The organism is Microbacterium barkeri (assembly GCF_027921765.1).
Classification (GTDB): Bacteria; Actinomycetota; Actinomycetes; order Actinomycetales; family Microbacteriaceae; genus Microbacterium; species Microbacterium barkeri.
In genome coordinates this window covers 1-22,630 of sequence record NZ_BSEJ01000016.1, presented here as the reverse complement: position 1 = coordinate 22,630, position 22,630 = coordinate 1, and the positions used below count along the sequence as shown (strand labels likewise).

Sequence of the window (22,630 nt, the reverse complement as noted above, 5' to 3'; positions counted from 1 at the left end):
TGCTGCCCCGCAGCGCACCTTACGCGCGTTAGAAGGACGAGAAGTATCCAAGGTTGGGTTTGACGAAGCTACCGATCAGCAGGGCTCGATCGAGGAACTGGTTGTACTCCTCGCAACTCGTTTCAGGGAGAAGCGCGCACCCGTGACAGGCGGAGCCGTTGCAGGAGTTCACTCCCTGGCCCTTTTCGCCGGCGTCCATGCACACCGGGTCGGTCGAGCACCACCGCGTGTCGGTGATTGCGGATCGCACAACTGGGAGAAGGTTCTCGGGACGCGCCATGCGGACGAGTCCGCCCATCGTCCCTTCGGAATCGCCCGCTGCGGTGTAGATCAGCACGGCCGCCATCTCCTTGCCCGGCGCGTGCGATACGGAGAGCCGCTCGCGCAGGGACGCGGAACTATACCCACAGCTGAAGACGAGCTCATTGATGAGGACATGCGCGAAGGTGTGGAGCATTACCAATCGCGGCGAGATGTCCCGCGGCTGGAGCCCGTGGCTCTCCGCCACGGCGTCCTGCCTGACCTGAATCGACCCCGCTCGCGCTTGAACCTCACCGTCTGGCGCCATTCAGGTCCCACGACCGTACGTGTTCCCCTCGCCCGGCGCGCGGGCGGTCCGCTCGCCGTCGACGCTGTCTTTCCGACGAGCCTGCCGACGAGCGTGCATTGGGATGCCGCTGCCGGCGAGCTCGTACTCGAACTGCTGGACGAGCTGGCGGCGCGCGCACTGCGGATCCGGATGGCTAGGACCAGCGGTCAGGCGAGCTGAAGCGAGACCGTCGCGTAGGAGTGCGGGGGCAGCTCGATACGGATGCCGTGGCCGAAGTCGTTCGCGACCTCCTGGATCGCATGTCTGCGTACGCCGACGGCGTCCGGCGACGCCGCGGTGTTGTGGGCCTGCACGGTGTCGCCGGTGAGAAGTCTCGCCGCGCTGCCCGCCACGCGACGGCCGCGGAGATCGAGCATCACCTCGTGGGACTGCGTCGCGTCCAGGTTCGACAGCGAGATGAGCGCCTCGTCGTCCTTCGTCGAAGCCGAGAGCGACAGGAGGTCGAGTTCGGATCCGTCCTCGAGCGTCCGACGACCGACTCCGTGCATCCGCACGTCCAAGGCGCGCGCGTCGTGATGGGCACGATTCATCTCGAACACGTGGTACGTGGGCGTCAAGATCAGCTCGTCCGTCTCCGGGTCGGTGAGGAGAACCGATTGCAGCACATTCACCGTCTGGGCGATGTTCGCCATGACGAGGCGGTCGGCGTGGCGGTGGAACGCGTCGAAGTGCACGCTCGCGACGAGCGCATCACGCATCGTGTTCTGCTGGTACAGGAAGCCCGGGACGGTTCCCGGCTCGACATCCCACCACGTTCCCCATTCGTCGAGGACGAGGCCGATCGTCTTGTCGGGGTCGTAGACGTCCATGACATCCGAGTGCCGGCGGATGCGCTCCTCGGTGCGCTTGGCGGTGAGGAGCGTCTCGTAATACCAAGCCGTGTCGAACTCTGTCGCCCGCCCACGCCCACTCCACCCCTTGCCGGGCACCGTGTACTGATGGAAGGAGATCGCGTCGAAGAACGGCTTGCCGTCGTTGCGGGCCATGCCCTTCATAAGGGCGTCCGTCCAGCCGTAGTCACCGGCATCCGCTCCGGCCGCGATCTTGTACAGCCGGTTCCCGGACTGGTCCCTCAGATAGGTCGAGTACTGGCGAGCGAGTTCGACGTACGCCTCGGGACGCAGCTGCCCTCCGCATCCCCAGGGTTCGTTGCCGATGCCCCAGAACGGCACGCGCCACGCCTCGTCCCGACCGTTCTGGCGACGCAGCGCAGCCATGGGCGAGTCGTCGTCACGAGTCAGGTACTCCACCCACTGGCTCATCTCTTGGACCGTGCCGGAGCCCACATTTCCGCTGACATATGGCTCCGCGCCCAGCATCTCGCACAGCTGCATGAATTCATGCGTACCGAACGCGTTGTCCTCGACGATGTCGCCCCAGTGGGAGTTGACCATCCGAGGGCGCTCTTCGCGAGGACCGATGCCGTCGCGCCAGTGATACTCGTCGGCGAAGCAGCCGCCAGGCCAGCGGAGGTTGGGAATGTCCAACCGCCGCAGCGCCTCCACGACGTCGTTGCGGATCCCGTTCGTGTGGGGCACCGACGAATCCTCCCCGACCCAGAACCCGCCGTAGATGCAACGGCCCAGATGTTCCGCGAAATGGCCATAGAGATGGCGGCTGATCGTGGCGCCGGGCGCATCCAGATCAACCACGGCACGTGCGGACTCGCTCATAGTTCTCCCTCATCATTCATCGCGGCGATGCCTCGATACTTTATCGATACATTCCCATGGCTCCGAACGCTTGCACACGCGCCGCAGTGGTGGTTAGTGTATCGTCAAACCAACCCTTCACCTCGCGAGTCCGAAATCCCGGAGCGCGACAGCGACCGAGTCGCTCAACGATGCAAAGGAGTATCAGTTGGCCACGCAATCGCCTGCCCAGCTCGGCCCGCTCGCTCAGCTCGCCCAGCACCAGACCACCCGACGCGCGTTCCTCGGCATGGCTGCGACAGCCGGAGCCGCCTTCGGGCTCGCTGCCTGCTCGTCGCCTTACAACGACGCCAAGACACTGACCTTCACCTTCTGGGGCAACGGGCCGGAGAAGACCGCGGTGACGGATGTTGTGAGGACGTTCGCAAAGAGCGTCGGCCTCACGCCGAAGGCGCAGAACATCCCGGTCACCGACTACGAGACGAAGCTGAACACCCTCGTGGCCGGGTCCAACCCTCCGGACGCCGGATACATCAACCCCGGCGCTGCGATGCGGTTCGGTGAGCAGGGCAAGCTGGTCAACGCGCTGGACTACCCCGACTTCGATCAGTTCATGCCGAGCGTCGTGCACTACTACGAGCCCGACAAGGCCGTCAGCCAGATCTGCATGGAGGCATATGCGCTGTGGTACGACAAGGCGGCCCTGCGTGAGGTGGGCATGGATGCTCTGCCGACGACGCCCGATCAGGTCATGGGGTGGGATGCCTTCATCGCTCTCGCCGACAAGCTTACCGTCGACGACGAAGGGCGCCACCCCAGTGAGAGCGGGTTCAATGCGGATCGCGTCGAGCGGTACGGCTTCGGCTCGCCGACATGGCTCGCGCCCTACTCCGTACTGCTGAAGACCGCCGGTGTGGATATGTTCGATGCCGAAGGAACGCGGTGCTTCTTCGACACGGAGGAGGCCATCGCCGTCTTCCAGGCGATCAACGACATGATCTTCGAGCACCGTGTCTCGCCCAACGGAGCACAGATGGGCGAGATCAGCGGATCGATCGCAAGCGGCCGCGTCGCCATGAACCTCGACGGACAGTGGACGCTGATGGACCTCAATCCCATTCGCAAGGAGAAGGGGTTCCAATTCGACGTCGGCATCGCCCCCTCCTTCGGACAGGGGGCATGGACGGCCACGATGTCGAACGCGAACGGCGTCTTCTCGAGTTCCGACAACAAGGAGGACGCGATGCAACTACTGCTCCAGCTGTCGGACCCGGCGCAGGTTCCGCTCTTCGAGCAGGGTCTGTGGATGCCGGTGCTCGAGAAGTTCTACACGGACGACGCACTCCGCGCGGGATGGATGGACAACGACGACCACCCGGCCGGCTATCGCGCGGCAGTGGCCGACATGGCGTTCGACAACCAGTTCACGTACCCGGACTTCCGCATCAAGAACTGGCCCGAGATCGACGCGGCAATCGCGGGGTTCTTGACCACATTCGTGTCGGAGAAGACCGACGTTCGTGCCACGTGCAAGGCGATGGCTGAGGCTGTCAACCCGCTCATGCAGGGCGCGTATCTCGACACGCTGTGACCGTGTGCTGTTCGCGGTCGAGTGATCCGCCGACCGGCGTCTGTGCCGGTCTCGAGAGGAGCCAACCATGACTCTTGTCGCCAGACGAGGTCGACGACTGCGTTCGACTGGACTGGCTCGTACTCAGGCCGTCTGGGGGTGGGGTTTCGCGCTCCCCGCGGTCATCGGGTTCGTCGTCTTCATCGCGGGCCCGATGGTCGCGTCGTTCTTCGTCGGAATGACGGACTGGACGATCGGGGGCGAGCCCGAGTTCATCGGGCTCGACAACTACGGTGCGATGCTGCAGGACGACGTCTTCTGGAAATCCCTGCGCGCGACCGCCTACTTCGCGGCGCTCGCCGTCCCCCTCAGCGTCGTCGTCGCCTTCCTCGTCGCCGCCCTGCTGAATCGGGCCGGCCGCGGGCGTGGAATCTTCCGCACCGTCTTCTACCTGCCCGTCCTCGTGCCCCCCGTGGCGTCGGCCGTCCTCTGGCTGTGGATCTTCGCCCCCGACAGCGGTCTCGCCAACACCCTTCTGAAGCTCGTCGGTCTCCCACCGCTGCGCTGGATCTATGACGAGGCGACCGCGGTGCCGTCGCTCGCCATCATGAGCGCATGGGCCTTCGGGAACATGGCGCTCATCTTCTTGGCCGCCCTCCAAGGGGTTCCGCGCGAGCTGCTCGAGGCCGCGGAGATGGACGGGGCAAGCCCGATCCGACGGGTTTGGCATGTCACGATTCCGCAGGTGAGCCCGATCATCCTCTTCAATCTCATCACGGGGATGATTGCCGCGTTGCAGGCGTTCGACACCGCGTACGTCATGACCGACGGTGGCCCGAACTACGCGACGTCGTTCTACGTCTTCTACCTGTTCCGTCAAGCGTTCAAGCTGGGAAACCTGGGCTACGCGAGCGCGCTCGCCTGGATTCTCTTCCTGGTCGTCCTGGTGGTCACGGTTATCCTGTTCCGGACTGCCCGCCACTGGGTGTTCTATGAGGCGGAGGCGAAATGAGCGTTCGCGAAGTCGTCGACATCGATGCTCTGACTCAGATGGAGGAGGACTCCCGGCCCACGCGCCGTCGCGGGCGACCGCGCCGGCGGTGGTCGACCGTCGTCGTCTACGTCCTGCTCATCGGCGTCGGCCTGACGTGCTTGCTTCCCTTCTATTGGCTTCTGCGCAGCTCGCTGATGAGCGACGAGCAGATCTTCACCTTCCCGCCCCAGTGGATTCCCGATCCCATCACGTGGTCAAACTATTCCGGCGCCTTCGAGGCGGCACCGTTCGTCAGGTACTTCCTGAACACCCTGACGATCGCGGTTCTGGTGGTCGTCGGAACGCTGCTCTCCACGTCGGCCGCCGCATTCGCCTTCTCACGTCTGGTGTGGCCGGGTCGGCGAATCGTGTTCGGTCTGCTTCTGTCGAGCCTGCTACTGCCGTGGGCGGTCACGCTCGTGCCGAGCTTCATCGGCTGGCAGTGGCTCGGGTTCGTCGACACGTTCGTGCCTCTCACGGCACCGGCATTCTTCGCGGCCGGGCAGGGCTTCAACATCTTCTTGCTGAGGCAGTTCTTCCTGCAGATACCGATAGAGCTCGACAACGCCGTCTACGTCGACGGCGGGAGTCCGTGGACGGTGTACTGGCGCGTGATCCTGCCCCTGAATAAGGGACCCCTGACCCTGGTGGCGATCTTCTCCACCATCTTCGTGTGGAACGATCTGCTCGGACCCGTGATCTACCTGAACAGCGAAGAGAACTACACGCTGTCCCAGGGGCTGGCGTCGTTCACGGGCACGTACACGTCGGATTGGGGCTACCTGATGGCCGCCACCCTGATCGTCATTCTTCCGGTGGTCGTCCTCTTCTTCTTCGCTCAGCGGCACATCATCGAGGGTGTCGCGCTGACGGGGCTGAAGGGCTGAGCGTGGCACTCAATCGCACACTCGCCCATCTCGCCGACTGGGCTTTCTGGGGTGCGATCGTTCTCGTTCTCGCGTTGCCGGTCGTCACGCTGCCCGTCGCGATCGCTGCGGGAATCGCCGCAGCGAACCACGGCGGTTTCGTCCCTGCGCTGAGGGCGGTTCTGTCGACAACCCGTGACGCGTGGGTTCGTGGATCGATCGCGGGAGCGCTGCTCATTCTGCTCGCCGCGTGGGGACTTCTTCTGGTGACCATCGACTTCGGAGCGGAGGGGAGGACCGAGGGTGCCCTCAGCCGCGGGATCGGCACGACGTTGATCGCCGCTGCGGTGTTCGCCGCCCCGTTCATCGCGTGTGCTCTCACCGGCCGGTCATCCGCCCGGCGGTTGGCGCGGAGTGCGGGACGGCTGGCCGTGTTGGCACCGGTCCGAGGCCTCGCCCACGTCGGCCTGTCGATCATCGCCGTCGCTGCGGCAGCGCTGTTCCCAGTCCTCGTGGTCCCCGTCCTCGGGGCGGTCGTCGCGAACGCCGCGGCGATACCCGCTTCGGCGGCGCGCCGTCTCGAGCGCGCCGGCGCCGATCTCACGCGTGCGCCGGTTGCGCGTCCGTGATCGGAAAGTAGACGCTGAACCGCTGATCCTCGATCTCGTGCAGCGGAAGGAAGCGAATCGATCTCGCCTGGCCGACCGTGCGATAGCGCAGCAGCCACTGGGTCCATTGACGCTCGTTGTCGGGCACCAGGATCGACTCGGGCGATGAGCCGCGCGCAGACAGCGACGGCTCGTGATCCACGAGTCCGGCGAGCACCACGGGCCCGGACGCGAAGGCAACGGTCTTCGGCTCATCGGGAATCGGAATGCTGCGAAGGGCGGTGGGCAGGCTGAGCTCGACAACGGTGTCACCGCCGCGGTGTCCGACGTGCGCGAAGCCATCCGCCAGCGAAACCGATGTCCCTTCGCTCACCTGGACGCCGACTTCGCCGGCAACCCACTCCGGAATCCGGATGCGGACCGGTGCCGCCGCGCCGTCGTCGGAACGGATCGTGACGCGAGCGAGCCATCGATCGGGGCGGTGACGGGCGCCGGCCTGACCGGCGTTCGCATCCGGTCCGACACGCATCGCCGTCTCCAGCAGCTCGACCCGCACGTCCAGCACGTGCGCGGCGACGGTCACCTGCGCGCGGGAGGGTATGAACTGCGCGATGACGAGCGCATCGTCCTCGGCGGCATAGAACGCCCACTGGCTGTGACGCGTGTGTGCCTGGACGAGCGTTCCGTGACAGCACCAGAAGTCCTCGGTGGCGCTTCCCCAGTTCTTTTGCGCCCCGCCTTCGAGGGGGAGGAAGTATGCCACCGCGCCGGACCGAGGGTGCTGCTGCGCGAGGACGCCGTTGAAGATGTTGCGTTCGATGTAGTCCAGACACGACGTCTCTCCGGTCCAGCGGAAGATGACATCCGCGAGCCGGATCATGTTGTAGACGGTGCAGTGCTCCTGAGTCTTCTCTCCTCGGCGCGCGGCGAATTCGAACGGAGGCGTCCAGATCTCGCCCGAGGTCTGCCCGCCGGTGCAGAACGTGCCTCGACGCGGCACGGCCCAGTTCCAGTACGCGAGGACGGCTGTACGCCACTTGTCCTCGCCGGTCACCTCGTACGCGCGGGCCGCGCCCAGTATCTCGGGGATGCTGGTGTTGGCATGCATGTTGGTCAAGACGTCTTCATCTGCCAGAAGGGGGTCGAACAGCGAGCGTCGATAGTAGAGACCGAGCAGGGTCGTGTACTTCGCGTCGCCGGTGATCGCGAGCAGGTCGGCCCACACCTCGAGCATTCCGCCCGTCTCGACGTCCAGGATCGCCTGGAACGAATCGTCGTCGAAGGACGCCGCCCAGCGGAGTATCCAGTCGGCAGCACGATCCGCGATGCGCAAGGCTGACTCGTCTCCGAGGTCGCGATAAACGTCGACCAGGCCCATGAGTGTCTTGTGGATGGCGTATTGCGGCGCCCACACGCTGAGTCCGCGCGCAAGCCGGTCGAGATAAGTTCGCGGCGTGGCAAAGACCCACTCGCCACCATTCTCTTGTTGACACCGCTCCAGCCCGAGCAGCACGTCATCGAGGGCGACGCGCAGTGCCCGGTCACCCGTAGCAGCGATCTCGCGCGCGGCCGCCGACATCCAATGGCCGAGGAAGTGACCACGAAGAAGCGAGCCGGGCGTCTCCCAGCCCCAGTGACGGTCCAGGCCGCGATCCCGCGGGTCGGCCGAAGAGGGATGCAGATGCCAGGCCTGGTCGCCGATCCCCGCCTCGATCAGAAAATTCTGCAAGAGATTGTCGACCCGGAGCGACAACAGGTAGTCGCGATTGAGAGAGCGACGTTTGTCGAAGAGGCCTGGGAGAAGCCGGATGTCGGCGGGTTTCAGGGACGTGTGCTGCATTGCGGTCCTCTCGGTGTTCGAGCATTAGTGTAACGTAAAACCACAGCCGCTCCCGGGTGCCTCCGTCGGCTCAGGAGTTTGCCTGCCGGAGTAGGATTCGCGGGTCGGAGGGAGAGTCGTGCCGTCAGCGGAATCGGGCGCCATCGCGCGCAAGACGACCATGCGCGATGTCGCGCGCGAGGCTGATGTGTCGATCATGACGGTCTCGAATGTCATCAACGATCGCGATGGCAAGGTGAGCAGCGAGACGCACGAGCGTGTCATGAGCGCCATAGCGCTCCTGGGCTATCGCGTGAACACGTCTGCGAGGTCGCTCCGCAAAGGACGCACCGGCGTGGTCTGCCTCGCGGTTCCCGCTGTGGCGTCGCTGTACTACGGAGAACTCGCCGAACGGTTGTTCTCCGCGTTCCGAGCGCGCGGCATCCATCTCGTCGTCGAGCGCACCGTCGAGGCCGTCGAAGCCGAGCTGGCTTCGCTCAACGACGCCCACCTCGAGGGGTATGACGGCCTGATCCTGACGGTGGCCAAGGGGGAGGCCGAAGACCTCGATCGAGTGAGCCCGAGCAAACCCGTCGTGCTCATCGGCGAACGTGCGTTCTCGCGGCAGTACGACCATGTGCTGATGGACAATATCGCCGGCTCGCGTCTGGCTACGTCTCATCTTCTGGCGACCGGTGCTCGCCGGATCGCGCTCATCGGCGGACGCATCGCCGATCACGACGGCATGCCCGAACTGCGCACGCGCGGCTATATAGCCGCGCTGGAGGAGGCCGGTGTTCCCATCGACCCCGCTCTCGTTGTCGAGAGTGGATGGACGCACCGTGACGGTTATCAGGCCACGGCCGGTCTTCTGGACACGGATGCCGGTCTGGACGCGATCTTCGCGTTGACGGATGCCGCAGCCTTGGGAGCGATCCGTGCCCTGCGCGACCACGACGTCAGGATTCCCGAAGACGTCCAGGTGATCGGCTGGGACGCGACGGAGATCGGGGAGTACTCCGTGCCGCGGCTGACGACGATCGATCCATCGAACGATGCGATGGCGGAGTCGATTGCTTCGCTGCTAATCGCTCGCATGGAGGACCCCGAGCCCGACAGTGAGCGTCGAATCGTCATGACGCCGTCGTCCGTGCTGATGCGGGAATCGACCCGTGAGACCGGACGGGACGGCATTGTCTGAGCGAAAGTTTGATCCCAGAGGAGACGGAGTGGTGAGCGACCGGTGATGCGAGTGCTTGTGTGGGGAGAGAATCACCACGAGAAACACGATGCCGCAGCTGCGGTACTCCGAAATCGGAAGCCTGGAGCAGCCGCCATCCTCCGACATAGCCAAGATCGCTGAGCCTGTCCAGCACTCGCTGCCGATAGGCGGAGAAACGCGGTCCAGACAGCCCTCGAACGTTCTCGAGCATCACCGCTCGCGGCCTCAACACTGCGACTTGCTCGATGGCCCAAGCAAAGAGGTCACGCTCATCCGATGAACCGAGCTGCTTGCCGGCGACCGAGAACGGCGGGCACGGAACGCCGCCAGCGAAGAGGCTTACCCCTTCGAACTCCTCCGGCCGCCAAACGGCCGGGTCCGCGACGTCACCGACTTCGACGCGCCATCCGCCATTCGTGCGAAGAGTCTCGGCAGCGGTTTCGTCGATCTCGATCGCGATCGCGTGGTCGAATCCTGCCTTGTGCAAGCCGAGCGACTGACCGCCCGCACCCGCACACACCTCTACTACCGAGTACCTCGCCATGTCACGCTCCCTCAGCGATCGTACTTGTCCTGCCCGCGGGCGGCTCGCAGCCATTCTGGGCAAGTCCCACGTTAGGAGCGAGGTCGGACATTCACGCGGACACTCGCAGCAGCCGGAACTCCCGCTTCCGCAACAATCGCAGCAGCCACGACGCCGGCGGGCCGAAGGCCTTGAGCCCCTCCTCGACGCCGTACGGCTCGACGGAAGTGATCTCGAACCACTCCCCCCGATGCAGCACGCGCCCGCCGCCCGCGACGACGTTGCGGTACCAGTTCACCTGCGGGCCGTACGTCAGCTCGGCGACGAAGCCCTCGGGCACGCGCGCGAGGATCAGCGGCGCTTCAAAGGTCCGACCCGAGCGCCGTCCGACATGCTCGATGAGCGAGAACGGACCCCGCCCGCTCCGCGCCGCGCGCAGAGTCAGGGGGTTGAGGGTGCGGTTGAGCACCTTAAGGAACGACGACTTCATGCGGGTCATGGGAATCCCTTCCGGGACCATCTTGCGACGTTTCGACGCGCGGAGACCAGCGTGAGGAAGGTCCCGAGGTCGGCGCGCCGCGTTTCGACTCGCTTCGCTCGCTCAACGACCGCGAGGGGGGCGAACGCTCAACGACCGGGGGCGACGGCCCCGCCCCCTACGCCCCGTGCTTCGCGATGAGCCGATCGAACGCGGCGTCCAGCTCCGCGTCCACCTCCTGACGCGACGGATCCGCTCGATGCCACTCGACGATCTCGCGCGCACCCTCCGCGAACGGCGTCGTCGCCGTCCATCCGGGCACGAGCTGCTTGATCCGCGTGTTGTCGAAGATCACCGAGTGCGCCTTGTCGCCCACGAGCCCGGGGCCCATCTCGGGAAGCTCGCGCGCGATCGCGTCCGACGCCACGTGCACGATCTCCGGCTCGCGACCGAGCGCGCGGCCGAGAAGCCGGGCGATCTCATCCCACGTGAGGCTTTCGTCGCTCGTGATGTGCACCGCCTGCCCGAGCGCGTGCGGATTGCCGAACAGCCCGACGAACGCCCGAGCGAAGTCGCGCGAGTGGGTGAGCGTCCACCAGCTCGTGCCGTCGCCGTGCACGACGATCGGCCGCCCGTCGAGGATGCGCTGCAGCGCGGTCCACTTGCCCTCGAGCGGGATGAGCGACGGACCGTACGTGTGGCTCGGCCGCACGATCGTCATCGGGAAGCCCGACGCGCGGTACGCCGCCACGAGCAGGTCCTCGCTCGCGATCTTGTCGCGCGAGTACTGCCAGAACGGGTTCCGCAACGGCGTCGACTCCACGATCGGCAGCTGCGCGATCGGCTTCTGATACGCCGACGCACTCGAGATGTAGATGTACTGGGCCGTCCGACCCTCGAAGATCCGGATGTCGTCGGCCACCTGCTGCGGAGAGAAGCTGCGGAAGTTCGCGACGACGTCGAACGTCTCAGCGCCGACCGCGCGCTCGATCGATGCGGCGTCACCCGCGTCGCCGACGAGCGAGCGCACGCCCTCCGGCACCTCGCTCTTCCCGCGGTTCAGCACGGTGACGTCGTGCCCGCGCGCGAGCGCCTCCTCTGTCACGTACGAGCTGATGTTGCCGGTGCCGCCGATGAGGAGGATGCGCATGGACGCCACGCTACTCCCGCCCGCGCTCCCAGGGCTCGACGTCGCCGGGCACGATCACGAAGAGCGGATGGCTGTCGCGCGTGAGGCGCGCGGCATGCGCCTCATGGAGCGCAGGAGAGCGGATGGCCAGCTTGCGCAGCAGATGACCCCACTCGAATTCGAGCTGGCCCGCGGTCGCGGGGATCGCCTCGACCTCGCCGTGCGGCGGGACCGCGATGCGCTCGGCGTCGTATCGATAGCCGCGGCGGGTCGCCTCCTCCTGCACGCCGGCGAGGTAGGCGCCGATCGCTGCCTCCGGGTCCGCGTGAACGCGGAAGCGGTCGAGCTGCGGGTGCGCGGTGTACCCCTTCGTCCGCCCCAGCAGCACCGCCTGCGCGAGCAGCCCCTCACGCCAGACGGCGGTGAGCCCCTGCCGATCGAGGAGCGAGGGGTGCAGCGTCCAGAGCCTCACGAAGCGAGCAGGCCGGCGCGCTCGGGATGCTCCGCGAACCACTCGGCCACGTACCAGCACACCGGCAGCACGCGCCGATCGCCGCGGGACTCGATGTCGGCGACGGCGCGCTCGGTCACGACCGCGGCGTAGCCGTGCCCTCGGAAGCGCGGATTCGTGTACGCGCGCGTGAGCGCGACCGTGCGCCCGTTGTCGCGGTAGTCGAGGATGCTCACGAGGTCGTCGCCCCGCCGCAGCTCGTAGCGCGACGCCTCGGGTGCGTGGGTGAAGTGGAGCTCGGTCACCCTCCGAGAGTACGCCCACCCACCGACATCACGGCGCGTGCAGATCGCCCTGCCGGGAGGCTCTCAGGCGCGCACATCCGTCACATTTCTTCACGCAGACCGTCACATCTGGACTCCGTTTGACACACCCCGACACGCCCGGACATAATCGGCGACATGACTGACAGCACACAGCCCTTGTCCGCCTGGGAGGCGAACGGGACTGCCGGCATGATGATGGCCGGCTGTGTTGTCACGTGCTGTCGAATGTGCAGCTGACGTCGGATAACCCCTCAGCAGCACCGCCAGGGCACAGCGAGACCCCCATGGTCGCAACGCCCCCGAGCTCCGATCACACCGGCAGCTTCGACACCGCCGCATCCGGCACCGGCCGAGCTCACGATCAGGCGATCACCGCCGATCCGGCCGCACCTCAGCACGACCGAACCCACCGGGTTCCCCCGCAGAAGGACTCCATCATCATGTCTGCTTCCCTCCTCGAGCGCCCCGCGACCGTCCGCCCCGCCGCTCCCACCGCCCGTCCGACCCACCTCCGTGCCGTCCCCTCCCCCGCCGAGGCGCCGCAGACCGGCCCGCAGTCGGGCGTCTCGCCCCGCGGCTTCGCGCTCTACGTCGGGCTCGACGAGGCCAAGGCCGTCGCCGACGGCGTCTCGCTCTCGACGATCGTCGAGGCGCTCCGCCGCACCATCGCGGAGCTCTCCCCCAGCGCCGAGACGTACGCGGCCGTCGCGCTCGCTCCGCAGAACGCGGGCGGCCGCGACGTCGACGTCGTCCGCCTCGCCCTCAAGGAGCCGGGTGCGGTCGCCCGCGTCCAGCCCGAGCAGGCCGAGCCCGAGCAGGCCGAGGGCGTCGTCGTCGACATCTCGCGCAAGCGCGTCCTGCTCGACGGCGAGTCGGCCGCCCTCACGTTCAAGGAGTTCGAGCTGCTGCAGTACCTCGTCCTCCGCGAGGGCCGCACGATCGAGCGCACCGAGCTCGTCGAGTCGCTGTGGCAAGCGCAGAGCGAGGACGACGTGCCCGGCGAGCGCACCATCGACGTGCACGTGCGCCGCCTGCGCGCGAAGCTCGGGCGCTACGAGGACATCGTCCGCACCGTGCGCGGCGTCGGCTACCGCTTCGACCGCCACGCCGACGTCACCATCCGGTACGGCGCCGGCGCCCCGTCGCCCGACCGCTTCTGACCCGCGCTGCGCACCGCTTTGTCGGGTGCGGGGCGTAGCGTGGCGGCATGATCCCTCAGGCCGCGCTCGAGTCGCGCTTCGCGACCCGCGAGCGCGACCCGCGCCCCGACCCCGGCCCGCGCCTCGAGACGGTCTACCGCCCGCGGCGCCCTCTCGACCTCTACGCGACGGTCGCCGTGCTGCAGCGCGGCCCGGGCGATCCGGCGCAGGCCTTCGACCGCGGCGTGGTCTGGCGCGCGACGCGCACCCCCGACGGCATCGCGTGCACGGCGCTGCGGCAGACGGCGGATGGCGCGGTGCGCGCCGCGGCCTGGGGCCCGGGGCGCGCGTGGGCGATCGCCCAGGTGCCCGCCCTCTGCGGCGCGCTCGACGATGACGGCGACTTCGACGCACGCGCCCATCCGCTCATCGCGGACGCGCACCGGCGGCACCCCGGCCTCCGCATCGCGCGCAGCGATCTGCTCTTCGACGCGCTCGCGCAGTCCATCACCGAGCAGAAGGTGACCCTGCGGCAGGCGTTCGGCGCCTGGCGCGCCCTCGTCACGTGGTTCGGCGAGCGCGTCCCCGGCCCGACACCGCGGCCCCTGTTCGCGCCGCCCTCGATCGACGGCTGGCGGCTCATCCCGTCGTGGGCATGGCACAGAGCAGGGCTCGAGCCGCCGCAGGCGCGCACCATCGTCGAGGCGGCCCGACGCGGACCCTCGCTCGTGCGGGCGGTGCTCGCCGCCGCGGATGGCGACGGTCGCGACCGCGCCCTCACGGCCATCCGCGGGATCGGCCTCTGGACCGCATCCGAGACGCGCATCCGCGCGCTCGGAGACCCGGACGCCGTGAGCGTGGGCGACTTCCATCTCGCGCATCAGGTCGGGTACGCGCTCACCGGCTGCCGGACGGACGACGACGGCATGCTCGAGCTGCTCGAACCCTGGCGCGGGCAGCGCTACCGCGTCATCCGCCTCATCCTCACGTCCGGCGCGAGCGAGCCGCGGCGAGCGCCGCGCCTGCACATGGAGGACCACCGCGACCGCTGAGCGCGGCATGATGGTGGCATGACCCGCGGCCGCACCCTGCTCATCGCCCTCGGCGTGCTCGCGCTCGCCATCATCGTCGGGCTGATCCTGGGCAACGTCGGCCTCGGCATCGTGCTCGGCCTCGTCGTCGGGCTCATCCTCTTCATGTCGTTCGAGTCGCGCCGCGGGCGCAACCAGGGCGTGAACGACGAGGATCACGGCATCGAGCTGTAGGTCAGTAGTAGACCGCGAGCGGCCCGTTCGGGCCAGCCACCACCTGCACCGGGGTGTCGAAGACGCGTGTCAGCACCTCGTCGGTGAGGATCTCGTCGGGCGTGCCGAACTCGACGACCCTGCCGTCCTTGACCGCGCAGATGCGATCGGCGTAGTGGCCCGCGAAGTTGATGTCGTGCAGCACGATGACGATCGTCCGCCCGAGCTCCTCAGCCGCGCGCCGCAGCTGCTTCATCATCTGCACGGAGTGGCGCATGTCGAGGTTGTTGAGCGGCTCGTCGAGCAGCACGTACTCGGTCTCCTGCGACAGCACCATCGCCACGTAGGCGCGCTGCCGCTGACCGCCGGAGAGCTGGTCGAGATAGCGGTTCTCGAGCGCCGTGAGATCGAGGAAGTCGATCGCCCGGCTGATGATCTCCTCGTCCGCCCGCGTCAGACGCCCCTTGGAGTAGGGGAATCGCCCGAACGACACGAGCTGGCGCACGGTCAGCCGCGTGATGAAGTGGTTCTCCTGGCGGAGGATCGAGACGATGCGAGCGAGGTCCTTCGAGGCCGTGCTCGCGACGTCGCAGCCCGCGATCTCGATGCTGCCCTCGTCGATGCCGAGCAGGCGGCCGATCATCGTGAGGAGCGTCGACTTCCCCGCGCCATTCGGCCCGACGAGGGCCGTGATGCCGCCCTCGGGGATCTGCAGATCGACGGGGCCGATCGCGACCTCGGTGCTGTAGTCCTTGCGGACGCCGGTGAGCGAGATCACAGCCTGCCCTTTCTGAGGATGACGAAGAGGAAGACGGTCCCGCCGACGACCTCGATGATGATCGAGACGACGCCCTGCGCGGCGAAGACGTTCTTCATGACGAAGTACGCCCCGGCCAGGACCACGAAGCCGGTCAGCGCGGCGACCGGGAACACGAGGCGGTGGTCGTACGTGTCGGCGAACTGGTACGCGAGCGTTGCGACGAGGAAGCCGAGGAACGTCATCGGACCGACCAGGGCCGTCGAGACCGCCATGAGGATGGACACGAAGAACAGCATCCGCATGACCTCGCGTCGGTGGTCGATTCCGAGACTCGTGCTCAGGTCGCGGCCGAGGGCGATCGCGTTGAGCCGGCGGCCGTTCGCGAGGATGAAGATCACCGCGAGGCCCACGAGCGGGAGGGCCACGGGCAGGTAGGAGGCGTCGGCGTTCGCGATGCTCCCGAACAGGCGGGCCGCGAGCACGTCGAACTCGCTCGGCGTAAGCAGCCGCTGCATGAAGGTCGAGACCGAGCCGAGGCCCGCGCCGATGACGATCCCGACGAGGAGCATGATGTGGAGGCTTCCGTACCGCCCCGACAGCAGCCATCCGTAGAGCAGCAGCGAGAGCCCGACCATGAGGGCGACCTGCAGGAGGAACTGCGGCACGCCCTGAAGCGCGACCACGCCGGCCGCGCCGAGGAAGTAGACCGCAGATGTCTGCACGGCCGTGTAGAGGGACTCGAAGCCCATGATCGACGGGGTGATGATCCGGTTCTCGGTGACCGTCTGGAACGTCACCGTCGCGATCGCCTGGCACACCGCGACGACGGACAGCACGACGAGGTTCGTCGCGCGGAGGTTCGCGATGCGCCAGAACCCCTCGGAGCCGACGGGCATCGGGTTGTCCCACGCGAGCAGTCCAAACGCGGCGCCGGCCGCGAGCGCGGCGAGCACCGCGAGCAGGATGGCGTAGCGGCGCCGCGCGCGGAGGGTCGGCAGCGGCGCGGCGCTGCGGCGGACCGCGGCGCCTGCGGGAGCGAGGACGGTTCGGGTGTCAGCCACGTCGACGCTGCCTCAGGAGAAGGAGGATGAAGACGGCGGCACCGACGACACCCAGGATCAGGGACACCGGCACCTCGAACGGCATGATGATCGTCCGCCCGACGAGGTCGCACACCGTGACGATCGCGATGCCGAGCAGGCAGACCCACGGCAGGTTGCTGCGCAGGTCGTCGCCGCGGACCATCGACACGACGTTGGGCACGATCAGCCCGAGGAAGGGCAGGTTGCCGACGACCACCGTCACGACGCCCGTTGCGACCGCGATGAGGGCGGTTCCGAGGAGCATGATGCGGTTGTAGTCGAGGCCGACGTTGGTCGCGACCTCCTCGCCCAGCCCCGCCACCGTGAAGCGGTCGGCGGCGATGAAGATCGCGATCCCCACCGCCAGGACGACCCACAGCGGCTCGTACTGACCGCGCAGGACGGAGGTGAAGCTGCCCGCGAACCACACGCCGAGGCTCTGCAGCATGTCGGTCTGCAGGGCGAAGAACATGGAGACCGAGCCGACCACGGCGCCGAGCATGATCCCGACGATCGGCACGATGAGCGAGGACCGGAGCGAGACCCTGCGCAGGAAGAGGAAGAAGACCATCGTGCCGACGAACGCGGCGACGACCGCGCCGACCATCCGCGTGAAAATGCTCGCGTCGGGGATGAGCACCATGACCGCGAGGAGGCCGAGCCCCGCCCACTCCGTCGTGCCCGTCGTCGTGGGCTCGACGAAGCGGTTCTGCGTGAGCAGCTGCATCACGAGGCCGCACATCGCCATCGCCGCGCCCGCGAGCACGAGGGCGATCGTCCGGGGGATCCGGGTGATCGCGAACATCTCGGCGCCGTCGTCGGCGCCGAGCACGTCGTAGACGCCGACGAAGAGGGAGAGCACGAGCAGCGCCGCGACCACGGCGACGCCGATCAGTAGCCGAGCGTCGAAGAGACGGCTGCGGCGCGCGGGCGCCGCGGTGGGGATGGCCTGAGTCATGGGGTCCTCTGCGTCGACGGGGGGCCCGCGTCCTGCGGGCCCGCCACCGGTTCAGCCGTGTCGGATCACGCGCCCGCTTCGAGGGCGTCGGCGAAGTCGTTGAAGAACTCCGTGTACGTCTGGATGCCCTCGTTCGTGTACGTGTCGGCGGGCATGTACACGATCTGGTCCTCCTGCACGGCGGTGACCCCGGCGAGCGCCTCGGAGTCCTCGAGCACCTCGGCCGCCTGCGTGTACTCCGGGTCGTCTGCGGCGACGGCCGCGTCACGGTCCATCACGAGGAGCCAGTCCGGGTTCGAGTCGGCGATCGCCTCGACGGAGATGTCGTCGCCCTGGTGGTCCTCGCTCGACTCCGGGACCTCGAGCGCGGGGGTGAGACCGAGGATGTCGAACACCGGGCCGAGCGTGCGGCCGTTGCCCGGCGCGGAGTACCCGATCTCTCCGCCCGACGTGATGACCGCCATCACCGAGTCGGCCGGGTCGTAGGCGGCCTTCACACGCTCGATCGCAGCGTCGAGGTCGGCCGCGAGCTCCTCGGACTCGGCCTGCTTGCCGAAGACCTCGCCGAGCACGGCGACCTGGCGCTTGAGCTCCGCGTCGAAGGGCTCGCCCTCGCGCGGGTCGAGTTCGAGGATCGTCGCGTCCGGCGCGAGCGCCGCGAAGTCGTCGTGGTACTGCGCGAAGCGCTGACCGTTCACGATGAGGTCGGGCTCGGCCGCGACCACGGCCTCGAGGTCGGGCTCGTTGTGCGTGCCGAGGTCGACGATCGCGTCGTCGGTCGTGTACGGGATCGTCTCGGGCATGAGCGACACGGCGGCGGCGGAGAGCTCGATGCCCCAGTCGGCGAGCGTCTCGAACGTGCGGTTGTCGGTCGCGACCACCGACGTCGGCGGGACGGCGACCGTCTGCGTGCCGTTGTTGTCCTCGACCTCGACCGAGGTCGGCTCGGCGGCCGCGGACTCCTCGGGCACGGCCTCGGCGCTGTCATCGGCGGCCGAAGCGCAGCCGGCGAGAGCGAGGGCGGATGCCGCGACGAGCGAGAGCGCGGCGATCGGACGGGTCGTGGACATAGCGGTGCCTCCTGGGTCGGAGAGCGCGGTGTCATCCGCGGTCTCGTGGGGGACGATGCCGGGAGCGCCGCTCTTCCTCGGGACGCTCGATTCAGGTAAGCCGAACCTAACCGGATCGGAGGAAGGCTAACCTAAGTCTTATGCACTTGTCGAATTCCACGGACGCCCGCTTCGCACTCGAGCGCTCGCGCGTCGACCTCCGCTTCCGGTTCACACGGCTCGCCTCCCGCGAGTGGATCGGTCCGGACTACGTCCGGGTGCGTGTTCAGGGCGACGATCTCGCGGGCTTCGGCGAGGGCCTCGGCCACGACGACCACATCCGCATCTTCTTCCCCGACGGCGCCCCGTCGAGCGTCGCGGAGATGCGCGAAGCGCCCAGCCGCGAGTTCACCCCGCTGCGGTGGGGCGAGGACTGGCTCGACCTCGAGTTCGCCGTGCACGGCGACGAGGGCGTCGCGGGCGTGTGGGCTGCCGGCGCCCCGATGGGCTCGCTGCTCGGCGTCGGGGGCCCGCGCGGCACGCTGCGCATCGACGGCGCGCCCGACGCGTGGCTCCTCGCGGGCGACGAGACCGCCATCCCGCAGATCCGCCGCTACGCTGCGGCGATCCCGGATGGCGCGAGCGCCCGCGTGCTCGTGGAGGTCGCGGATGCCGCGCATGAGGTGCGGATCGATGCACCGGTCGCCGTGGAGTACGTGCATCGGGACGGCGCCCGCCCGACATCGGCGCTCATCTCCCGGCTCGACCAGCTCACCGAGGCCGACCGGCCCGATGGCGACGTCTTCGCGTTCATCGCCGCCGAGCAGGCGGTCGTCAAGGCCGGGCGCTCGCTCGCCGTCGACCGCTGGTCGCTCGACCCCGAGCGCATCGTCGTCAAGGGCTACTGGAAGGCCGACGAGAGCGGCGCGACGTACCACGCCGCGCACTGAGGCTCACGGGTTCGAGCCGACTCCGTCGAGCCACTCGGCCCAGTGCGCCTTCCACCACTCCGCCTCCTCGGGCGTGGGCAGCTTCTCGTGCGTGACCGTGAGGCGCGTGCCGTCACCCGCGTCCTCCGCGGTGAACGCCACGATCCCCGTCTCGATGCCCTCGTGGGTGACGCGGAAGCGCAGGTTCTTCGCCGTGGGCCGCGAGAGCAGCTCGGTCTCGACCTCGCCGAGCAGCTCGCGCCGCAGCGCGTCATCGAGCAGCGCGTCGCGCAGGGTGTCGGCCTGCACGCGGAGACGCCGGCTGCGCGAGACGCTGAACGTCCCGTCGGGCATCTGCCCCGGCAGCCGCAGCCCTCGGATGCGCTCGTAGCCGACGGTCACGGACTGCGCCCACCACGCGTCGACCGCGTGCGCGTCGACGAGCCAGCGGGCGATCGCCGTGTGCCCGGCCTCGGGGCCCGGGCCGGCGTCGATGAGGGCGACCCACTCGTCCCATCCGCGCCCTGTGCTCGCCGTGACCGTGGCGTCGTCGACCGTGGGCTGCGCGATCCAGGTGCTGCTCATGCGCGGAGCCTACGCCGCGTCGCTGGCGATATCCCGGACATCTCGGGTGGATCCATCCGCTGCGCGCTCACGCGCGCCGAGGCGGCCATGCGACACTGGCGCCATGTGGATCGGCTGGGTCGAGTTCGACGTCCTGCTGGGTGACGTGCACTCCCTCAAGGAGAAGCGGAGCGTCATCCGGCCGCTCATCGCGAACCTCTCCCGCCGCACCGCGGCCGCCGCCGCGGAGGTGGGTGCGCACGACCTGCACCGGCGGACCGCGATCGGGCTCTCGGTCGTGGGCGCCGACCTCGCGCACGTGCGCGACGTGCTCGACCGCGCCGAGCGCGTACTCGCGGAGGAGCACCCCGAGGTGACGCTCCTGTCCGTCCGACGGGGACTGCACTCGAGCGACGACTGAGGGGGTCAGCTCCGCACGGCGAGGATGGCGTCGATCAGCGCATCGGCGACCTCGCGCTTGGAGCCGGTGACGGATGCCGCGACCTGGTCCTGCGCGTCGATGATCGTGAGCGCGTTGTCGGCCTGCTCGAAGCCCTCCGACCATCCGACCGCGTTCACCGCGAGGAGATCGACGCCCTTCCGTCGACGCTTCCGCACCCCGCGCTCGAGAAGGGTCTCCCCCTCCGCGGGCGTCTCGGCGGCGAAGCCGACGACCGTCTGGCCCGGCCTCCGGTCGGCGGCCAGTCCCGCGAGGATGTCCTCGTTCTCGACGAGCTCGAGCGTCGGGGGCACGCCGCCGGCCGCCTCCTTCGTGAGCTTGCTCTCGGACACCGACGCGACGCGGTAGTCGGCGACCGCCGCGGCCATGATCACGACATCGACGCCGGGCGCCACCTCGCGCATCTCCGCGGCGAGCTCGGCGGCCGTGCCGGCGACGCGCACCCGGATGCCGGGGTGGCCCTCGAGGGCGCTCCGGACGGATTCGTCCACATGCGCGAGCACCGCGGTCACCTCAGCCCCGCGATCGGCGGCCGCGATCGCGATGGCCGCGCCCTGGCGACCGCTCGAGCGGTTGCCGAGGAAGCGGACGGGGTCGATGGGCTCGCGCGTCCCACCCGCGGAGACGGCGATACGGAGCCCGGCGGCATCCTGGCGTCGCGCGAGGATCGCGCGCAGAGCCTCGTGGATCCGCTCGGGCTCGGCCATCCGACCCGGCCCGACGTCGTCCCCCGTGAGCTGCCCCGACTCCGGGCCGACGAAGAGCACGCCGCGGCGGCGCAGGGTGTCGACGTTCGCCTCCGTGGCGGGATGCCGCCACATCTCCGTGTGCATGGCCGGGGCGACGATGACCGGCGCCGTCGTCGCGAGCAGCGTCGTGCCGAGGAGGTCGTCCGCGATGCCCGCGGCCATCCGCGCGAGCGTGTTCGCGGTGGCAGGCGCCACGACGACGAGGTCGGCCGCCTGGCCCAGCGCGACATGGCGCACGCTCGCGACGTCCTCATGCACGGATGTCGTCACCGGATGGCGGCTGATCGCCTCCCAGGTCGGCAGACCGACGAAGCGCAGCGCGTCAGCGGTGGGCACGACGTGCACGTCGTGCCCGTCCTTCACGAGCAGCCGCACGAGGTGCACGGCCTTGTACGCGGCGATGCCGCCGGACACTCCCACGACGATGTTCATCGAGTGCGATTCTCCCATCCGTCTGGCCGCCCGGCACCCCTCCGCACGGCCCTAGGCTGAACGGGATCGCTATGTGCACCGTCGTCATCCGCATTCCCGAGCCCGGCGCCACCGCCGAGCCCATCCGCCTTCTCGCCGTGCGCGACGAGGACCCGGCTCGCCCGTGGAACCCGCTCGGCCCGTGGTGGCCGCAGCTGCCGGACGTCGTCGGCGTGCAGGATCGCCTCGCAGGAGGCGCATGGCTCGCAGCCCGGCCGGGCCGCCTCGCCGTGCTGCTCAACCGCGCCGGCGGACCGGATCTCCCCGCCGCTCAGATCGCCTCGCGCGGGGGAATCGTGCTCGACGCGGTCAACGGCGCCACCCCGCGAGGAGAGCTCCGCACCCTGGGCTTCAACCTCGTCGAGGTCGATGGAGAGGGCGCGTCGATCGTCTCGTGGGACGGGCAGGAGCTGCGACGCGAACGCCTGTCCCCCGGCACGCACATGATCGCGCACACCGATGCGGACGACCCGGCCACGCCGCGCATCGCGGCGTGGCACGCGGCCTTCGAGGCCGCGCCGACGGATGGCGATGCGAGCGGATGGTGGGACCCATGGCTGACCGTGCTCGCGCAGAGCGCCGAGCTCAGCCCGGAGGACGACCGCGCGATCATCCGCGACAACCGCCCGCACGGCTACCCGACGCAGTCTCTCCTGGCGTGCGTGGCATCGGTCTCCGCGCAGACGACCGACGTGCGGTACGCCGAGCTGCGCCACGCGGGCGAGTGGTCTCCGCTGAGCTTCGAGCCGCCGCGCGGCTGACTGCCGCGAAGCGGTGTTCGCGTGAGTGCCGTGTGATGCACGAAAGGCCACCCGGCGTTGGGTGGCCTTTCGTTCAGGTTAAGTCCGGCGGTGTCCTACTCTCCCACAAGGTCCCCCTTGCAGTACCATCGGCGCTGAGAGGCTTAGCTTCCGGGTTCGGAATGTGGCCGGGCGTTT

Annotated in this window: 25 protein-coding genes and 1 rRNA gene; 11 read left to right on the top strand and 15 right to left on the bottom strand. The window is 68.5% G+C overall.

Going from position 1 to position 22,630, the window contains the following annotated elements:
* Positions 1 to 28 precede the first annotated feature (28 nt).
* Together PKE79_RS14285 and PKE79_RS14280 are read right to left on the bottom strand one after the other, a co-directional pair.
* Positions 29 to 508 carry a DUF1998 domain-containing protein gene (locus PKE79_RS14285; protein ID WP_271174380.1) on the bottom strand — a complete coding sequence of 160 codons (480 nt, stop codon included), beginning with the start codon at positions 506 to 508 and terminating at the stop codon, positions 29 to 31.
* Between the two features lie 248 nt (positions 509 to 756).
* Positions 757 to 2,283, bottom strand: coding sequence for an alpha-N-arabinofuranosidase (locus PKE79_RS14280; RefSeq protein WP_271174379.1), 1,527 nt, complete (start codon positions 2,281 to 2,283; stop codon positions 757 to 759).
* A 187-nt stretch (positions 2,284 to 2,470) separates the two neighbouring features.
* Here PKE79_RS14280 and PKE79_RS14275 point away from each other — a divergent pair, with 187 nt between their 5' ends.
* The 4 genes from PKE79_RS14275 (at position 2,471) to PKE79_RS14260 (ending at position 6,360) form a co-directional block, all read left to right on the top strand.
* Positions 2,471 to 3,853, top strand: coding sequence for an extracellular solute-binding protein (locus PKE79_RS14275; RefSeq protein WP_271174378.1), 1,383 nt, complete (start codon positions 2,471 to 2,473; stop codon positions 3,851 to 3,853).
* Positions 3,854 to 3,920: 67 nt separating this feature from the next.
* On the top strand, positions 3,921 to 4,844 hold the full coding sequence (locus PKE79_RS14270) for a carbohydrate ABC transporter permease (RefSeq protein ID WP_271174377.1): 924 nt from the start codon (positions 3,921 to 3,923) through the stop codon (positions 4,842 to 4,844).
* Positions 4,841 to 5,752 (top strand): carbohydrate ABC transporter permease, encoded by a 912-nt coding sequence (locus PKE79_RS14265; protein WP_271174376.1) that lies wholly within the window; start codon positions 4,841 to 4,843, stop codon positions 5,750 to 5,752. The genes PKE79_RS14270 and PKE79_RS14265 overlap by 4 nt, the downstream gene beginning before the upstream one ends.
* A gap of 2 nt (positions 5,753 to 5,754) precedes the next feature.
* Positions 5,755 to 6,360, top strand: coding sequence for a hypothetical protein (locus tag PKE79_RS14260; protein WP_271174375.1), 606 nt, complete (start codon positions 5,755 to 5,757; stop codon positions 6,358 to 6,360).
* On the opposite strand, the gene PKE79_RS14255 is transcribed toward PKE79_RS14260, so the two are convergent.
* On the bottom strand, positions 6,332 to 8,179 hold the full coding sequence (locus tag PKE79_RS14255) for a beta-L-arabinofuranosidase domain-containing protein (protein ID WP_271174374.1): 1,848 nt from the start codon (positions 8,177 to 8,179) through the stop codon (positions 6,332 to 6,334). The two genes, PKE79_RS14260 and PKE79_RS14255, sit on opposite strands and share 29 nt — an antisense overlap.
* A 118-nt stretch (positions 8,180 to 8,297) precedes the next feature.
* Here PKE79_RS14255 and PKE79_RS14250 point away from each other — a divergent pair, with 118 nt between their 5' ends.
* Entirely contained in the window at positions 8,298 to 9,359 is a 1,062-nt protein-coding gene (locus PKE79_RS14250; RefSeq protein ID WP_271174373.1) for a LacI family DNA-binding transcriptional regulator, read from the top strand.
* Here the strand turns inward: PKE79_RS14250 and PKE79_RS16710 are convergent.
* The 5 genes from PKE79_RS16710 to PKE79_RS14230 all read right to left on the bottom strand — a co-directional run bounded on the left by PKE79_RS16710 (position 9,292) and on the right by PKE79_RS14230 (position 12,266).
* A complete protein-coding gene (locus PKE79_RS16710) occupies positions 9,292 to 9,924 on the bottom strand; it encodes a DNA cytosine methyltransferase (RefSeq protein ID WP_369015240.1) in 633 nt (210 codons plus the stop codon). The genes PKE79_RS14250 and PKE79_RS16710 overlap by 68 nt on opposite strands.
* 91 nt (positions 9,925 to 10,015) lie before the next feature.
* A complete protein-coding gene (locus PKE79_RS14245; protein WP_271174372.1) occupies positions 10,016 to 10,402 on the bottom strand; it encodes a PNPOx family protein in 387 nt (128 codons plus the stop codon).
* A 157-nt stretch (positions 10,403 to 10,559) separates the two neighbouring features.
* Positions 10,560 to 11,531, bottom strand: coding sequence for an SDR family oxidoreductase (locus PKE79_RS14240; RefSeq protein ID WP_271174371.1), 972 nt, complete (start codon positions 11,529 to 11,531; stop codon positions 10,560 to 10,562).
* Positions 11,532 to 11,541: 10 nt separating this feature from the next.
* Positions 11,542 to 11,982 (bottom strand): pyrimidine dimer DNA glycosylase/endonuclease V, encoded by a 441-nt coding sequence (locus tag PKE79_RS14235; protein ID WP_271174370.1) that lies wholly within the window; start codon positions 11,980 to 11,982, stop codon positions 11,542 to 11,544.
* On the bottom strand, positions 11,979 to 12,266 hold the full coding sequence (locus PKE79_RS14230) for a GNAT family N-acetyltransferase (protein WP_271174369.1): 288 nt from the start codon (positions 12,264 to 12,266) through the stop codon (positions 11,979 to 11,981). Before PKE79_RS14230 ends, PKE79_RS14235 begins: the two co-directional genes overlap by 4 nt.
* Before the next feature lie 461 nt (positions 12,267 to 12,727).
* Here PKE79_RS14230 and PKE79_RS14225 point away from each other — a divergent pair, with 461 nt between their 5' ends.
* Genes PKE79_RS14225 through PKE79_RS14215 form a run of 3 tightly spaced genes read left to right on the top strand, consistent with a single transcriptional unit; the run spans position 12,728 to position 14,691 of the window.
* Positions 12,728 to 13,447 carry a winged helix-turn-helix domain-containing protein gene (locus PKE79_RS14225; protein WP_271174368.1) on the top strand — a complete coding sequence of 240 codons (720 nt, stop codon included), beginning with the start codon at positions 12,728 to 12,730 and terminating at the stop codon, positions 13,445 to 13,447.
* Between the two features lie 47 nt (positions 13,448 to 13,494).
* On the top strand, positions 13,495 to 14,478 hold the full coding sequence (locus PKE79_RS14220) for a DNA-3-methyladenine glycosylase family protein (protein WP_271174367.1): 984 nt from the start codon (positions 13,495 to 13,497) through the stop codon (positions 14,476 to 14,478).
* 18 nt (positions 14,479 to 14,496) lie between these two features.
* Entirely contained in the window at positions 14,497 to 14,691 is a 195-nt protein-coding gene (locus PKE79_RS14215; RefSeq protein WP_271174366.1) for a hypothetical protein, read from the top strand.
* A 1-nt stretch (position 14,692) separates the two neighbouring features.
* Here the strand turns inward: PKE79_RS14215 and PKE79_RS14210 are convergent, their stop codons facing one another.
* The 4 genes from PKE79_RS14210 to PKE79_RS14195 all read right to left on the bottom strand — a co-directional run bounded on the left by PKE79_RS14210 (position 14,693) and on the right by PKE79_RS14195 (position 18,540).
* Positions 14,693 to 15,448 carry an iron ABC transporter ATP-binding protein gene (locus tag PKE79_RS14210; RefSeq protein WP_271174365.1) on the bottom strand — a complete coding sequence of 252 codons (756 nt, stop codon included), beginning with the start codon at positions 15,446 to 15,448 and terminating at the stop codon, positions 14,693 to 14,695.
* Positions 15,445 to 16,491, bottom strand: coding sequence for an iron chelate uptake ABC transporter family permease subunit (locus PKE79_RS14205; RefSeq protein WP_374727749.1), 1,047 nt, complete (start codon positions 16,489 to 16,491; stop codon positions 15,445 to 15,447). The genes PKE79_RS14210 and PKE79_RS14205 overlap by 4 nt, the downstream gene beginning before the upstream one ends.
* Positions 16,484 to 17,470 (bottom strand): ABC transporter permease, encoded by a 987-nt coding sequence (locus PKE79_RS14200; protein ID WP_271174364.1) that lies wholly within the window; start codon positions 17,468 to 17,470, stop codon positions 16,484 to 16,486. The genes PKE79_RS14205 and PKE79_RS14200 overlap by 8 nt, the downstream gene beginning before the upstream one ends.
* Before the next feature lie 65 nt (positions 17,471 to 17,535).
* Complete coding sequence (locus PKE79_RS14195) at positions 17,536 to 18,540, bottom strand: siderophore ABC transporter substrate-binding protein (protein WP_271174363.1); 1,005 nt, start codon at positions 18,538 to 18,540, stop codon at positions 17,536 to 17,538.
* A 146-nt stretch (positions 18,541 to 18,686) separates the two neighbouring features.
* On the opposite strand from PKE79_RS14195, the gene PKE79_RS14190 reads away from it, so the two are divergent.
* Complete coding sequence (locus PKE79_RS14190) at positions 18,687 to 19,469, top strand: siderophore-interacting protein (protein ID WP_374727750.1); 783 nt, start codon at positions 18,687 to 18,689, stop codon at positions 19,467 to 19,469.
* 3 nt (positions 19,470 to 19,472) lie between these two features.
* On the opposite strand, the gene PKE79_RS14185 is transcribed toward PKE79_RS14190, so the two are convergent.
* Positions 19,473 to 20,033 (bottom strand): hypothetical protein, encoded by a 561-nt coding sequence (locus tag PKE79_RS14185; protein WP_271174361.1) that lies wholly within the window; start codon positions 20,031 to 20,033, stop codon positions 19,473 to 19,475.
* A 103-nt stretch (positions 20,034 to 20,136) separates the two neighbouring features.
* On the opposite strand from PKE79_RS14185, the gene PKE79_RS14180 reads away from it, so the two are divergent.
* Positions 20,137 to 20,433 (top strand): DUF503 domain-containing protein, encoded by a 297-nt coding sequence (locus PKE79_RS14180; RefSeq protein ID WP_271174360.1) that lies wholly within the window; start codon positions 20,137 to 20,139, stop codon positions 20,431 to 20,433.
* Between the two features lie 5 nt (positions 20,434 to 20,438).
* On the opposite strand, the gene coaBC is transcribed toward PKE79_RS14180, so the two are convergent.
* Positions 20,439 to 21,671 (bottom strand): bifunctional phosphopantothenoylcysteine decarboxylase/phosphopantothenate--cysteine ligase CoaBC, encoded by a 1,233-nt coding sequence (coaBC, locus tag PKE79_RS14175; RefSeq protein WP_496401199.1) that lies wholly within the window; start codon positions 21,669 to 21,671, stop codon positions 20,439 to 20,441.
* A 53-nt stretch (positions 21,672 to 21,724) separates the two neighbouring features.
* Between coaBC and PKE79_RS14170 the strand changes: the two genes are divergently transcribed.
* The gene (locus PKE79_RS14170; RefSeq protein WP_271174358.1) at positions 21,725 to 22,453 is read left to right on the top strand and encodes an NRDE family protein; all 729 of its coding nucleotides are present in this window, start codon (positions 21,725 to 21,727) and stop codon (positions 22,451 to 22,453) included.
* Between the two features lie 82 nt (positions 22,454 to 22,535).
* Here PKE79_RS14170 and rrf read toward each other — a convergent pair.
* A 5S ribosomal RNA gene (gene rrf / locus PKE79_RS14165) occupies positions 22,536 to 22,630 on the bottom strand; the annotation flags it as partial.